Here is a 13,873-nt window from a genome sequence, read left to right as displayed (position 1 = left end):
GATCTTGATTGAGTCGTCCATGTAGCTGATTTGATTGTATATTGGCGGTGGAGTCTGATTAGGTTGTTGCATCTTTCGTTTCCTCCACGGATGAGATTTGATCCAGCGGGATAAACAGCTCGCCCAGCTTCAGCACGAGCGTACCGTTGTCTGACTCGACCCCGGTTACCTTGCCTTTGGTTCCCTGAGTTGTCTTGACGACGTCGCCGTTGGCGTCTTTCGCCACGACGAGGAATCCGTAGATTCCCTCTTTCATCTCTTCGCCGGCAGCGTTCTTGCCATCCCAGACGATTTCGTGGGACCCGCCGTCGGTCTCGCCGTCCAGGGTCGTTACGGTATTACCGTCTGCGTCGATGATTCTGATCTCGGTGGTCTCTGAATTCGCACCAAGACTGTATTTGATGGTCGCTTCGCCACTTTCGTCCAGATTCAGCGCGAGACTGTTGGCAGTGACGGTTTTGCCGATATAGGAGACAACCGAGTTCAACTGATTGCCGTTCTGCAATGAAATCAGACTGTCGAGTTTGTTGTTGGTCAGCACCGCCTGTTCGGCACCGGTGAACTCCACCAACTGAGACGTAAACTCATTGGATTCCATCGGTGACAGAGGGTCCTGGTTCTTAAGTTGCTCGGTCAGCAGGACCAAGAAGTTGTCAAAGGTTTCCGCAAGAGATTGAGCGCCGGCGATGCCTGTGCTGCCGCCGCTGGTGTCAACGTAGTTGACGCCGTTGACGGGGTCCCTGGTTGCAGTTGTTTCCATGGTCCTGGTCTCCTTAATCGTTGCCGTCAGACGGATATGTCGAGCGCACCGTCATGGGACGATCTGTTGTTTTGTTCAGCTCCGGCGGTTGGATCGTCAGGCGCGGCGTCCTCGCCCTGTGTCCCGGAAGAAGCTTTTGAGCCGGACGCCATGTCATTGCCGTTTGCTTGATTCTCTCCTTCGCCGCGGAGGCTGAAATTCAGGCTTCCGCTGTCGGCCTGGAGGCCCGCATTCTGAAGAGCGCGTTCGAGGCCTTTTGCGTCTCTTTGCAGCAAATCGAGAGTCTCGGGTTTATCCACCGCAATGACTGCCCGCAGCGTTCCGTCGTCGGAAAGCTCCATCTTGACGTCGATCTTGCCGAGTTCGGCCGGGTTGAGCTTGATCGTGATGGTGTCCTTGCCGGCGGTGATGCCTTTGTGGATCTCCACGGCAACTTGCTCGCTCGGTGCTGCCGCACCTGCCGAAGCGTTTCCGGTTGCTGCTGCACCGGCGGCGGTGGCACTCGCGGTCTGGACGACACCACCTACTGGGGCCAGGCTGGTAAAGGTCGGGCTGCCCGTAGAGGTCGCTGCGGTCTGTAAGCCGGTTGGGTTGTTTGCTGTTTCAGCGCCACTTGAAAGATTTCCGGCTGCTCCGGGCGCAGAAGCAGGAGCTCCGATACCGGGTGTTGCAATGCCGGGGATGTTAGCGCTTGGCTGACCGACAGAGTTCTGCGTGCTATTGCCTATTTGTTGGAGCTTAGCCAATTGAGCTGCGTTCTGATTTGAATTGGGCTCAGCGGCGGCTTCGGGTTTAGCTGCAGTCTGGGCAGCCGCCAGGGCGTCGAAGGCGGGTACCTTGCCAGCCGATCCGCCGGTTTTGGAGTCAACGGACTGCAGTGCAATTACGGCTGCGCCCGTGGTGAGGGCCGTGTTCGACTGAGAGACGAGAGAATTGTTGACGACGCTCGCGGTAGCATTCGCCGCCTGATTGCCGCCTGAAGTCGCCTGGCCACTTGCCTGCTGAGCGGTTGCCGGTGCTGTTGTCGGGCCCGCCTGTGCCGTTGGATGCGCCGGCCGATTTGCGTTGGCTGTGGCGTTGGCCGAGTTACCTGTCGCGGTGCGATCGGCGGAACCCGAAGTGCCAACCGCCGCGGCTGCCACCTGATCGCCGTCACGGCCGGCATCGTCGGGTTCTATCTGATTGTCGGGCTGAGCAGCGGCAATCTCGTTACCGTCGGTGTCCGCCTCGTTGTCGCTGTGATCCGCTTCACTATAGACGACGTCATCCTCCGGCTCAGCGGCAACCAGGTCGTCATCATCGTCCCAATTGCTGTAGTCTTCGTCGGTGCTCTCCGTCCGAACATCCGAATCCAGCTCGGAATCGAAGTCGTCCACTGAATCAGAATCGTAACCGCGCTCGTTATCGTATTTTTCTGTACGGAACGCGGCGCCTGACTCGTAACTGCTCTGACTTTTGGCCAGCAGTGCATCAAATGACACATTGCCTGCCGTATAGGCGTGAGACTTTGACTGGCTCCGTGTTCCGGCCTGATTGCCTGAGGCTGCTGCCGGATCGAAAAAGATCGAACTCATAGCTTTGCGTCTGCTCTCTGTTGCTTTGGTACTGAAGTTCGCTTGCAAAGATCCTTCGGTCAGGCCCCACTGGCCTCCGTCGGAAGCGACATTGCCCTGGCGCCGGAAACGATGTTTCGAGCGTGATCCAGATTTTCCTGCTCACCGTGCTCTCGCCGGTCGAGATCATCAAAAGCGTCGCGCAAGGGGGTCAGGAGCTCGACTGACTCGCTGGCAAGGCTGGGATCGTTGGTGAATGAAATCCGGCCCAGATTTGCAAGAACCGTGCTGTAGATACGGCCCAAATTTGCAGCCAGCTCACCACCGTTGACGTGATCCAGCATCGTATAGAGAGCCGTGACTGCCTGCATTGCGGCCGCGGTTTCATTGAACCTGGTTTCGATGTCTTGTGCGCCGATGGCGTCGAGCACATCGGAAAGAGCCAGGATTGCTTCGTCATGCAACTCGACCATGACTCGGCCAGGACGGGATTCTGTGATCTCGCCGTAATTGTATTGAGCAGCGGGTAGTGCCATTGCTTCACTCCATTCTTGTCTCGGACCTTTCGATCGAAATCGAATTCGTCCTCTGATACCGCTCCGCAAAATTCCGGCGCCTTCTGTTGCCGGTGTATGGACGGATTGGTTCGGGTCAATCTGTGCAAAGCGCGGGCCAGAAAACAAAAATATTACAACTTATTGTAATTTATAGGAAAAATACATTGGCTCGAGCGAAGTGTTCGCGGGATAGGCGGTCTTTTCCTAGTCGCAAATGGCTCCTGCGGAAATTTTTTCCTTGCCGATTTCTGGCGCGCCGCCGGTCTTTGCCGGGGTTGAAATAAGCGCCATGGACAGAGGCGCAATAAGACGGCCTCGCTATCGACTGACACAGGCAACCGGCGGTAAAGTGTTCGTTAACTCTGTTTAGTCAAACTCTCTTCACCATCATTGCGACGTTTTAGCCTTGCTGTGCGCTGTATGAGCTGCGCTGGGCGGCTTTAACGGACTCAAATCTGTGAAGAGGGCTGAATGGCCGGGAAATTTCAAGGTGCAGCTGCTGCGACCCCTGTGGGGCAGGCGACTGCTGTGCCGCAACGCACTGATCTGGCGAAGCAGTCAATCGAGCTTGCATTTCAGCATCATCAAGCCGGCCGGATCCGAGAAGCTGAAAGCCTGTACCAGCAGGCACTTGCCGTGCAGCCGGGGCAGATCGATGCGCTTTATTACTTAGGCGTCCTTTACCTGCAGAACGGAGTGCAGGATGCGGCAGAGGAGTTTCTGACCAAAGCGTTGCGTAAACAGCCCAAGTTTGCAGAAGGTCACTTTAATCTGGGGGTTGCGCTCCAGGAACAGGGTAAATTAAAGGAAGCCGCCAAGGCCTATAACCAGTCGATCAAAGGCGATAAACGTTTCGTTCCGGCGCATCTCAATCTGGGCAACGTATATTTGGACCTTGAGCAGTTCGATCGCGCGGCGTCGACTTTCAGCAAACTCATCAAGCTCTCTCCCAAGTCAATCGAGGCACACCTCAATCTGGGACGAGCCTCAAAGTCGAAGGGCGATGCAGAAGGCGCGATGGCGGCCTACCGCCGGGCGTTGGAGTTGAACCCAGAATACGCCGACGCGCATCTGAACATCGGTGCGATCCTGCTCGATCGCAACGACTATCAAGAGGCAAAATCCGCCTTTAAGCAGGCTCTGGCAATTGATCCGCAAAATGCGGAGGCCTACAACAATATCGGCGTCGCGTGGCGTCGCGAGGGTTTTCTCGACCACGCCATGAGCTGTTTTGCGCGGGCTTCGGAGATAAAGCCGGGCTTCGGCGACGCTCACAACAATATGGGCGCAATGTATTACGCCTTCGGCGATACCGAACGCGCCGAAGAAGAAGCGCGTAAGGGCATCGAGATATCGCCCGATTCCTCGGCAGCCTATTGCATCCTGGGTAAGATCCTCAGATCTCGGGGCAAGAAACTTGAATCAATCGATGCCCTGAACACCGCAATCAAGCTGGCACCCAAACTGGCCGAACCCTATCGTGAGATTGGACTGACCCTTTCGGAAAACGGTCAACTCGATCAGGCGCTGAAGGCGTACAACATGGCGCTGGAACGTGATCCGGAGGACGGGATTGCCTATAACAATGCTGGCATGACGCATATCCTGTTGGGGCAGCTCGAGACGGCGATCGACTGTTTCGACAATGCGATCAAGGCAATTCCAACTTTTAGCCTGGCACACTCCAATAAGCTCTATTCAACGACCTATGTGCCGAACATCTCATTGGAGGAGATCGCACAGCAACACTTTGAATTCGGCGAGATTTGGGACCGTGAATACGATGATTCAAATTTCACGAACCCTCCGGACCCAGACCGTCCCTTGAAAATCGGATATGTTTCGCCTGACTTGAGGCAGCATGTTGTCGTGACCTTTTTTGAGGAAATTCTGAAGGCGCACGACCGGGATCAGGTTGAGCTTTTCGCTTATGCGGAAGTTCATAATCCCGACCCTATCACTGAGCGTCTTAAGGGTTACTTCGATCACTGGTATTCCACCGTTGACCGGAATCATGTCGAAGTCGCGCAGAAAATACGCGCGGACGGCATCGATGTTCTGGTCGACCTGGCGGGACATACGGGCAACAACCGGCTCCCAGTATTTGGCTTCAAACCGGCTCCGATTCAGGCCAGCTGGATCGGCTACGCCAACACCACCGGCTTGAAGAACATGGATTACATCTTCACCACGCCGAATTATGTGCCGCCCGGATCTGAAGCCTACTTCAGCGAAGAGATCTACTACTTGCCGCGGGTGCCAACGACCTTTAGAGCGCCATCCGATCCGCCTGAACTCGTCGGTGTTCCTTTTGAGCGAAATGGCTATGTGACCTTCGGGTGTTTCAACAATGTCATCAAGGTAGGCGCGACCGCTGTGGATGCCTGGAGCGAAGTGCTACAGGCCGCGCCCGACACAAGACTGGTCCTCAAATCACATGCCTATCGCAATGAAAAGTCGGTTGAAGCCAGCAGGTCCGCGTTTGAGGCACGTGGGATAGATCCCGCCCGCATCACCTTTGACGGGCCCTCGCAACACAAGGATTACCTTGCCTGTTACGGTGCCATTGATCTCGCACTGGATCCCTTTCCTTACAACGGTGGTACCACTACGCTTGAAGCGCTCTTCATGGGCATTCCCTTGCTCGCCCTGGAAGGGCAGTCGTGGGTTTCGAGAAACGGGTCGGCGATCCTTCAAGCCATTGGGGAGGAAAGTTTGATCGCCTCTTCGGTTGAGGACTACATCGCCAAGGCTGTGGATTTCGCCCAAAATCCTGGGAAACTGACTGCACTACGTGCCGATCTGCGGGAGCGCTTCATTGCGACCGGTATTACCGACCCGGTCGCCATGACTCGCGACGTGGAAAACGCCTACCGGGATCTCTGGCAGCGCTGGTGCAAGCAGCGCGGCGGTGCTTAAGGACCAGGGTGCTTGAGGACCAGGGTGCTTGAGGACCAGGGTGCTTGAGGTTCAAGGGTTAATCTCGGATTACCTGGGCGTTCGAATAGGGACAGCATGTTTTGACCCGGATTGCGATTATGCAGCCTTACTTCGCACCTTACGCCGGATACTTCCGGCTGGCCGCCGCGAGCGACATCTTCGTCATCTATGACTGCGTGCAGTTCCCGCGGCGCGGCTGGGTGCATCGAAATAAATTGCCGGACGCAGCGGGTCAACAGCAGTGGTTCACCTTGCCCTTGGAGAAAGCGCCGCAAGATACGGCAATTTCTGCTATGCGGTTTTCCGACGACACGCGGACACGAATTGAGACGGCAGCCCAACGCTTTCCGGATCTGCGGGATCAAACGGTTCCCCTGGTCGCGCATCTGCATGCCGCCGAGGGATCCCTGGCGTCCTGGCTGGCGGAGTCACTCATCATGACGTGCCGCTTGCTTGGCTTGAAGTCCGAGTTCATCAGATCGAGCGATCTGAACTTGCCGGATGAGTTGAAGGGACAAGACCGGATTATTGAGATCGTCAAACAACTCGGCGGCCTGTCTTATGTCAATGCGCCGGGGGGCAGGGCCCTCTACCAGGAAGAGGCCTTCCGACAGCAGTCGCTGGAGCTGACCTTTCTTGCACCCTACGAGGGTGACTTCGGCAGCATTCTGCACCGGTTGCAACACGAAGATCCAGAGCAGCTTGCGGCAGAGATCGTACGTCAAAGCCTGCCTCAAGCCGCCTAATTGGCATTCTGTTAACCATATATAAGCTTCAGTGAGCTAAGTCTTTGGTATGACTGATCAAACCTATGAAGACCGCGTTGGCGGCAACGTCCGGACCGACTACGACGCACGGGACAGCGCCCATTGGGAAAAACTCGAGAGCCTGATCACGGGCGCGGGACTGTCGATCCGTGATGTCCTCAAGAGCTATCCGGCGTTCATTCAGCGCCGGGATCTGCCGCGTATGCTCGGTCATTACGAACTGTTCAAGCTGATCGCCGATATGCCGGGTTCTGTTGCCGAGCTTGGGGTGTTCCGAGGCGCGGGGCTCTTTACCTGGGCCAACCTTCTGGAAACCTTCTGCCCGGGAGACAGGACGCGTAAGGCTTTCGGCTTCGATCATTTTGAGGGCTATGCCGCTTACCAAGAGCGTGACGGAGACGCGCAGCCCTGGGTCGAACGTGTCCTCGGCACCATGGTTTCCGATGGCGAACTGGCGCATGGCCTGGTCGATCTCCACAATCAGGATAACCTTCTGCCCGGTGTCGAACGCTGTCGCATCATCGATGGCGAGATATCAAAGACCGTCCCGCGCTTTGCATCCGAAAATCTCGGGACGCGCCTGAGCCTGCTCTACTTCGACATCGGCCTTTACGAACCGACCATTGCCGGCCTCAAACATCTCTATCCCTTGGTCATCCCCGGCGGCGTCGTTGCCTTCAACGGTTTCGGTATGCCGCCGTGGCAGGGTGAAGCCGAGGCGATCGAGGAGTACTTTTCAGACAAGGGCGGCGTGCCAAAGATGAAAAAATTTCCTTTTTCGACGGTGCCCTATGCTTACTTCATCAAGGATGAGGCGAGGTGATGGCGTTCGCCCACGATAACGGCCCCGCAGGCCCTTCGTCTCTACAGAAAGCCTTCGCCGATCAGGGCTTCGTGATCCTGCCGGGTCTTATCGACCGCACTGAGCTTGCGGCCTTGAGAGACGATGTTGCTGCCGTTTTTTCTGCGCGTCTGGCGTTATCCGAACGGAAGGCTGGAACCGGTAGCCTTGATGAGACGCTGCAGTGGCTGTTCGAGAACGATTTCGACGGTTATCTCGGCGCTGCAAAGCTTTGTAATCATCTTGTCAGTCTCCACCGGCTGGGCACCTCTACTCCGATCGTCGACCAGCTCAAGGAACTCGGCCTGGCGTTTCCATCGATTTGCGCGCGGCCCTTGATGTGGTTCCACTCCAGACGCCTGGCCAAGACAGAACGTTACCACCGTCTGCCGGCCCATCAGGAATGGTCGAATATGCAGGGCAGCCTCGATGGTGCGGTCGCCTGGTTGCCGTTGGTGGAGGTCACGCCTGAAATGGGCCGCCTGCAGGTCGTACCGGGCAGCCATCGAGATGGCCTCCTGCCATTCGCCCGCGATGACGAAGCCGACTATCCGCTGGCGCTCAGTCATGATGCCGTGCGCGACGAAGATTTCGTCGAGGTCGAGGTTCCACTCGGCTCAGTCCTGTTCTTCTCGTCTTTTCTGGTGCACCGCTCCGGCTCGAACGCGACCGACACGACGCGGCTGACGGTGAACTTCCGCTACAACAACGCGCTCGAAGCCAGCTTCGTCGAGCGGTCCTTTCTCAATCCTTTTTCCTATGCGGCACCTGAAAAACTGATTCATCCCTGTTTCCCGCGCCCGGCGCAGGTTAACCGTTGTCTTGAGGACAAAGGTTGACGGCACGGCTGTTCAACGGCAGCACCGGCGTACAGAGTTCAATCCTGTAAGTCTTTATTAACTATGAATGTTATCTAATGCTCAACGGAACGATCCCGCGGTTCTCTTGCCGGCCTGTGGAAGCCGGCTGTACTCCATCTCAAGAGGGCAAGTCAGCCAATGAGTGAACTCGAAGTAGAATTTATTTCTCATGCGACCCTGAAGATACGCGGTGATTTCGGCACTTTCTTATGTGATCCCTGGTTCCTGAACGAGCCGGTCTACAATCTGAGCACCTGGAAATTCCCAGCGGCCGCCGTGCCGCCCGAGGAAGTGGCGCGTGACGTCGACTATCTCTACATCACGCACTCCCACGAAGATCATTTTCACATCCCGTCGATCGATTACATCGACCGCGACGTGCAGGTCTTTTTACCCGCCTACAATGAGCATCCCGGAATGCGCGCGCTGACCGTTGAACGAGTGATGCGCGAACTCGGTTTTCACAGGATCAAAAAACTGCACTCCTGGGAAACCATCCAACTCGGTGACGTGACGCCCTTTACCGTCGTGCCTTCTGCCAAGACACGGGATCAGGATTGGGAAAACAGCGGTTTCGTTATCGAGCACCCCGATTGCACCTTGTTGAACATGAACGACAACGTCAACGACGAGGAGCTCTGCAAGGACATTAAGGCGCGCTGGCCGAAGGTGGATATCGGCTTCATCCAGTCCGGCGGCGTGACCATGTTCCCAGGCTGCTTCCGGATGGACGAGGCGGAAATGCGCGAAGCTGCGCAGAAACGTAAAGTCGCGTTCCGCGACCAGCGCCGTCTGATGGACTTCGTGACGCCCGGGCGCATTGCTCCCTTCGCAGGCGATTTTTGCTGGCTCGACGACAAGTATTTCCACAACAACTGGGCTAATCGCACGACCCTGAAGCTATTCTGGGAAATGATCGAGCAGGACTATCCTGATAGCGGTACGGAAGTGGTGGTTCTTTATCCTTCGGATACCTGGACCATGAGCGGTGGCGTGAAGCGCAACCATCCGGAAATCGATTGGGACGACATGCTGGGCGAAGTCAGCAAGATCAAAGAGACGTTCCAGCCCAAGGTCGATGCGCTCAACAGCTGGCTGCAGGATGTCGATCTCGAAGACCTCAGAGCCAGGACACAGTGGCGTTGCAATGTCGTCCAGAAGTGGATGTCCAAGGATTACATCGATTTCACGGCACGCTTCCGCCTTTTCATCGAGGGCGATAAGTCGAACTTCAGTTTCGTGCTCAAAGCCAACCCGGAAGACGGCTTCGCCTTTGACTGGATTGATGACGCACCCGTGCAGCAGACACTTTACGTGCCGGAGCACATCTGGGCCGGCATTCTTCAGGGCAAGTTAATGTGGAACATCGTCCAGTGGGTAGGGCAGGCGGATCAGCATGTCGACTTCACCCGTGACATGGGGCGGTTCTGGTTCTGGCTGGAGTACCATGTCGACCTCGACAGCAAGAACATTCAGGCAGTGCTTGACCGGAAATCCCATCCCGATATCACAGACCATATCCGGCCGCAGTACGCGACCTTCCCGCAGGATTGGGAATGGAAGAAGTTCAAAGCCAAGAAACGTGTGGCGTGACACCCCGCTGGGCCTTCGCAGGCTGTAAGCCTCAAGCCATTGAGGTTCTCACGGCACTCAAAGACCGGGGCTTTGTCCCGGTCTTCGCGGCATGCATGCCCGAGGCGCCTGATCAGGACCGGCACGACCTTCAGGCCTGGTGCAGTGGTCATGGCGTTGAATGCGTTACCAGCAGTGATCTGAAATCTGTGACCGGGCGCCTGCGTGAGCTGGACTTGCTGCTTGTCTGCCGCTTCAATCTGCTTGATCACGAAGTTTTCGACGCCCCCCGGCTTGGTGCGATCAACGTTCATTCTTCTCTGCTGCCCGCCTATCGCGGTGTCCATCCGGTCTCCTGGGCACTGATCAATGACGAGCGTGAAACCGGTGTGACGCTACACCGGATCGACCCCGGGGTGGATACCGGCGGGATCCTCGCCACGCAGGCCATCCCGATTGAGGAACGTCACGATCTTTGGAGCCTGACCGAGGATCTGGACCGGCTTTCGGCCCGGTTGGCAGTGGAGGTTTTCGATTTTCTTTCCGTAAAGGGCAAACTGCCCGAGGTTCGGCAACAGACGGGGCCTGGCTCCTACGCACCGCGGCGGTCGGCCGACGATGGCCGGATCGACTGGTCGGTCAGCGCACGGTCGTTGTTTAATCTGATTCGGGCTCTCCCAGCACCTTTGCCCTCGGCCTTTGCTAAGCGGCCCGACGGCGGCGAAATCAGAATCAGGCAGGCTTCTCTGAACGATCGTCATCCGGTATCGGATGCCGTACCGGGTCAGATATTGACCTGTAACGGAGAAGGCTGGTTCGATGTGGCCTGCGGAGACGGCACGGCGTTGAAGTGCCAGGCCGATCTGCCGGTTTCCGTTGGAGAACGATTGAGCTGATGGCGACTATGCGCACCCGAACCATCACACTCGACGATCCGGAACTCTGGGCTGCCGAACTCCAGGACGTGCCCCATTCTATTGCCCATGACCCAGCGTTTCGCGCGGCCCTGGATAGGGGCCGTGACGATGTGACCAGCCTTCTCTTTATCGCTGAGAACGACGACGGCAAGGCACTCTGCCCAATTCTGGAACGCAGCGTCGAGGGACATCTGGATATTGCAACGCCCTATGGTTTTGGCGGATTTGTCGGCCGTGGAGATTTGAACGGCCTGGATTCTGCCTGGCGGGAATTCTCCAAGCACCGGGGGTATGTTGCGGGATATCTTGCACAGCATCCTTCGCTGGCCTGCAGTGATGTGGGCGCGGCCGATGAGCGTTTTGACTCAAGTCCGGTCTATCTACTCGATCTGCGGCCCGAAGAAGAAGCGATCATCGCCGGTATGTCCAGGCGCCGCCGTCCCAGCTTGCGCCGCTGGCTTGCTGAGGTCGAAGTGGTCGAGGACCGGGCCGAGCTGGTTGACGCTTTTGTGCGGCTCTATCCTCCACATATGTCTCGCTTGGGAGCGGCCTCGGTTTACTTTTTCGGCGACGATGCACTTAGGCGTATGGCGGAACTGGATGATGTGGTGCTCTTTGGTGCCCGGAACGACGCCGGAGAAATCGAAGCCGTCTCGATGGTCGCAGCCACGCCCCCCTGTGCAGATTATCTTTTCTTCGCCGCCACCGAAGACGCCCGCGATCACTCTGTCGGCCTGATCTGGTGCGGCCTGCGTGAAGCCAGACGGCGCGGTGCCGACTGGGTCAACCTGGGGGGTGCCATTCGCGAAGGCGATGGGGTCGGAGAATTCAAACGCCGCTTCGGCGCGACACTCACATCAACCACCTGCCTGAAGCAGATCTACGATCAAAGTACTTATCACACTCTCTGCGCCGAAAAGTCCCGGAACCCGGACGACCGCAGCGGCTATTTCCCTGCATATCGCGCACCGTAATGAGGCGGAAACGGGCGATCCGATGTAGGCAGACACGTGGATGCCTGGCTCGTCCCGTCTGCTCGATGCCAAATTTTTGCCGCCGCCGGGTGTTGCACGGCTGAGGGCTGTGTTCAAAGACCGGGCCGTTTCAACTCTCTGTTAGCGATCGTTTAGCGACACCACGGTCAAGGTCGTCCAGCGTTGTTCGCAGCAACTTTGCTTTTTCCAAGCGGCCGCTCTTACGTTGTTCGAATTTTATCCAAGATGAATTTCAGGTCTCTGCTGACCAACTTGTCCATTATTTCCCGTTCGATCGTCGTATCAGAGGCGAATTGAATGAATCGTGCGTTGTGTACGTTGTAGAGGACCTGTGCGGCGATCATTGTCTCACAGTCAGGAACAATGAGGCTTCCGGTTTTCTGGCGTTCGAGAAGAAGAAAAAGAAGGCGTATCAGTTCCTGTTCTAATGCCATGAAGCCGCGTCCGAAGGATGAAGCGGCCTCCAAAATCGAGATCGAATGCACGTGTGCCCAGGTGCGTCGATCCAAAAAGGAAAAGGCATGGTCGAATATGGTTCTGGAATAGGTTTCAACGGCCTCGAACGCTGTGGCGAAGTCGCTCTCCACAAGGCGGTCGATTTTTTCTACAAGATGCCGATCACTTTCCGCCAATAGAGCCAGTAGGATACCGCCTTTAGATCCGAAGTAATTGAAAACAGTGACGGCGGACAAATCGGCTTCGGCGGCAATGGCCTCCACCTTCACGGTCTGATAATCGTTCTCGCGGATCAATTGCCTTGCCGCCTCGAGAATTCGCTTTTGGCGCTGTTCTTTTTGTTTCTCCCGAAGGCCCGTCATCTTCCTCGCCCTTTGCCGCGCTGCTTTGGAAGATAGCTACTCATAGACCGGGGTGAAAGCATTCTTTGTCTGAATAAAAAAATTTATAGAATAAAAATTTTTATCGACTATAATTTATTTCAGAAACAAACCTAGGAACATCCTGTTCACTCAATTTTCAAGTCGATTAAGACATGGAACAGGGGTTCCGGTTAATGCAGCCAAGGGAGGGCGACATGAAACGGAGAGCTTTCTTAAAGAAACTATCAATTTTGACGGGCTGTGCCGTTATCGGCATTTCCGCGATTGCCGGTGCAGTAGTGGGCGCGGCTCACGCCGAGGAATTCAAGGTGGCGATCGTGTTACCCGGCGTGGTGACTGACAAGTCCTTTAACCAAGCCGGTTATGAGGGGGTCAAAAAGGCGTCGGAGGACCTCGGCTTCCCGATGGCCCATAGCGAGAAGGTGCCGCAGCCTGACCAGCCCGAAGCGCTGTCGGACTATGCCCGTCGCGGCTACAACGTCGTAATCGGCCACGGTGGTGAATTTCAGGAATCAGTCAACCGGGTCGCCCGCCGCCACAAGGACACGATGTTCATCGTCGTAAACGGCACCGAGCCGAAGGACAACGTCGCCACCATGGTCTTCGACATGAAGAGCATGGGTTACGTGATCGGTTACACGGGTGGCAAGTTGTCCAAGAGCGGTATCGGTGGGTTTGTCGGGGCGCAAAAGATCAAGGCCTACGTCGAACTTGGGGAAGGTTTCGATGCCGGCTTCAAGGCGGCCCGTCCAGACGGCACGGCCAAGAGCGCTTGGACCAACGATTGGGACGATATCGCCAAGGGTAAGGAAGCGGCTCTGAACCTCATAAGCCAGGGCGCTGACGTCATCTTCCCGACCATGGACAACGGCGTTATCGGCAGCCTTCAGGCGGTCAAGGAAAAGGGGCAAAAGGGTTTCGGCATTTATTACGATGCCGTCGTCGATTGGCCCGATACCGTTGTCCAGTCAGCCGTCCTCGACATGCGTGGTGCCTTGGGCACGATTCTGGAGACGGCCAAGAACGGCAAGCTCGAGGGCAAGGCCTATAAGTACGGTTTCGAAACGCCGCGTGCATTTCGTCTTGGCTCATTCCACGACTCCGTCCCCGCAGAAGTGCAGGCCGACGTAGAATCCGTCGTCGCCAAGATCAAGTCCGGAGAAATGACTCCCTGACTCCTGCGTTGTGGGGGCGTCGATCCAAATAACGCTCCCACTCTTTTTCTAAGACTCGAAAATTTAGTCCCGGCTCAATCTCGGTGAGATCACAGGA

Annotated in this window: 12 protein-coding genes; 8 read left to right on the top strand and 4 right to left on the bottom strand. The window is 56.4% G+C overall.

Annotation, left to right across the window (positions count from 1 at the left end; translation table 11 throughout):
* Positions 1–58 precede the first annotated feature (58 nt).
* The 3 genes from QMZ18_RS28215 to QMZ18_RS28205 are packed head-to-tail and all read right to left on the bottom strand — an operon-like array spanning position 59 to position 2,849.
* Entirely contained in the window at positions 59–760 is a 702-nt protein-coding gene (locus QMZ18_RS28215) for a flagellar hook assembly protein FlgD (protein ID WP_282609739.1), read from the bottom strand.
* A 26-nt stretch (positions 761–786) separates the two neighbouring features.
* On the bottom strand, positions 787–2,334 hold the full coding sequence (locus QMZ18_RS28210; RefSeq protein ID WP_282609738.1) for a flagellar hook-length control protein FliK: 1,548 nt from the start codon (positions 2,332–2,334) through the stop codon (positions 787–789).
* A 59-nt stretch (positions 2,335–2,393) separates the two neighbouring features.
* Positions 2,394–2,849: a flagellar protein FliS gene (locus QMZ18_RS28205; RefSeq protein WP_282609737.1), complete on the bottom strand. Its 456-nt coding sequence runs from the start codon at positions 2,847–2,849 to the stop codon at positions 2,394–2,396.
* Positions 2,850–3,341: 492 nt separating this feature from the next.
* On the opposite strand from QMZ18_RS28205, the gene QMZ18_RS28200 reads away from it, so the two are divergent.
* The 7 genes from QMZ18_RS28200 (at position 3,342) to QMZ18_RS28170 (ending at position 11,741) form a co-directional block, all read left to right on the top strand.
* A complete protein-coding gene (locus QMZ18_RS28200; RefSeq protein WP_282609736.1) occupies positions 3,342–5,789 on the top strand; it encodes a glycosyltransferase family 41 protein in 2,448 nt (815 codons plus the stop codon).
* Positions 5,790–5,890: 101 nt separating this feature from the next.
* A complete protein-coding gene (locus QMZ18_RS28195; RefSeq protein ID WP_282609735.1) occupies positions 5,891–6,556 on the top strand; it encodes a WbqC family protein in 666 nt (221 codons plus the stop codon).
* Positions 6,557–6,605: 49 nt separating this feature from the next.
* Complete coding sequence (locus QMZ18_RS28190; protein ID WP_282609734.1) at positions 6,606–7,400, top strand: TylF/MycF/NovP-related O-methyltransferase; 795 nt, start codon at positions 6,606–6,608, stop codon at positions 7,398–7,400.
* Positions 7,400–8,257: a phytanoyl-CoA dioxygenase family protein gene (locus tag QMZ18_RS28185; RefSeq protein ID WP_282609733.1), complete on the top strand. Its 858-nt coding sequence runs from the start codon at positions 7,400–7,402 to the stop codon at positions 8,255–8,257. Before QMZ18_RS28190 ends, QMZ18_RS28185 begins: the two co-directional genes overlap by 1 nt.
* 159 nt (positions 8,258–8,416) lie before the next feature.
* Positions 8,417–9,871 (top strand): MBL fold metallo-hydrolase, encoded by a 1,455-nt coding sequence (locus QMZ18_RS28180; protein WP_282609732.1) that lies wholly within the window; start codon positions 8,417–8,419, stop codon positions 9,869–9,871.
* Positions 9,868–10,746, top strand: coding sequence for a methionyl-tRNA formyltransferase (locus QMZ18_RS28175; protein ID WP_282609731.1), 879 nt, complete (start codon positions 9,868–9,870; stop codon positions 10,744–10,746). Before QMZ18_RS28180 ends, QMZ18_RS28175 begins: the two co-directional genes overlap by 4 nt.
* Entirely contained in the window at positions 10,746–11,741 is a 996-nt protein-coding gene (locus QMZ18_RS28170; protein WP_282609730.1) for a GNAT family N-acetyltransferase, read from the top strand. The genes QMZ18_RS28175 and QMZ18_RS28170 overlap by 1 nt, the downstream gene beginning before the upstream one ends.
* Before the next feature lie 221 nt (positions 11,742–11,962).
* Here QMZ18_RS28170 and QMZ18_RS28165 read toward each other — a convergent pair whose 3' ends face one another.
* A complete protein-coding gene (locus QMZ18_RS28165) occupies positions 11,963–12,580 on the bottom strand; it encodes a TetR/AcrR family transcriptional regulator (protein ID WP_282609729.1) in 618 nt (205 codons plus the stop codon).
* A gap of 215 nt (positions 12,581–12,795) precedes the next feature.
* Between QMZ18_RS28165 and QMZ18_RS28160 the strand changes: the two genes are divergently transcribed.
* Entirely contained in the window at positions 12,796–13,776 is a 981-nt protein-coding gene (locus tag QMZ18_RS28160; protein ID WP_282609728.1) for a BMP family protein, read from the top strand.
* The last annotated feature ends 97 nt before the right edge of the window (positions 13,777–13,873 follow it).

The sequence above is a fragment of the Pelagibius sp. Alg239-R121 genome, from assembly GCF_947331435.1.
Lineage (GTDB): Bacteria > Pseudomonadota > Alphaproteobacteria > Kiloniellales > Kiloniellaceae > Denitrobaculum.
Note: the sequence above shows the minus strand (reverse complement) of the source record. Positions and strands in the feature narration are given on the sequence as shown.

Coding starts and splice junctions, on each gene's coding strand:
- QMZ18_RS28185 (WP_282609733.1), top strand. CDS start 7,400: ATGGCGTTCGCCCACGATAACGGCCCCGCAGGCCCTTCGTCTCTACAG.
- QMZ18_RS28160 (WP_282609728.1), top strand. CDS start 12,796: ATGAAACGGAGAGCTTTCTTAAAGAAACTATCAATTTTGACGGGCTGT.
- QMZ18_RS28215 (WP_282609739.1), bottom strand. CDS start 760: ATGGAAACAACTGCAACCAGGGACCCCGTCAACGGCGTCAACTACGTT.
- QMZ18_RS28190 (WP_282609734.1), top strand. CDS start 6,606: ATGACTGATCAAACCTATGAAGACCGCGTTGGCGGCAACGTCCGGACC.
- QMZ18_RS28180 (WP_282609732.1), top strand. CDS start 8,417: ATGAGTGAACTCGAAGTAGAATTTATTTCTCATGCGACCCTGAAGATA.
- QMZ18_RS28205 (WP_282609737.1), bottom strand. CDS start 2,849: ATGGCACTACCCGCTGCTCAATACAATTACGGCGAGATCACAGAATCC.
- QMZ18_RS28165 (WP_282609729.1), bottom strand. CDS start 12,580: ATGACGGGCCTTCGGGAGAAACAAAAAGAACAGCGCCAAAAGCGAATT.
- QMZ18_RS28210 (WP_282609738.1), bottom strand. CDS start 2,334: ATGAGTTCGATCTTTTTCGATCCGGCAGCAGCCTCAGGCAATCAGGCC.
- QMZ18_RS28170 (WP_282609730.1), top strand. CDS start 10,746: ATGGCGACTATGCGCACCCGAACCATCACACTCGACGATCCGGAACTC.
- QMZ18_RS28200 (WP_282609736.1), top strand. CDS start 3,342: ATGGCCGGGAAATTTCAAGGTGCAGCTGCTGCGACCCCTGTGGGGCAG.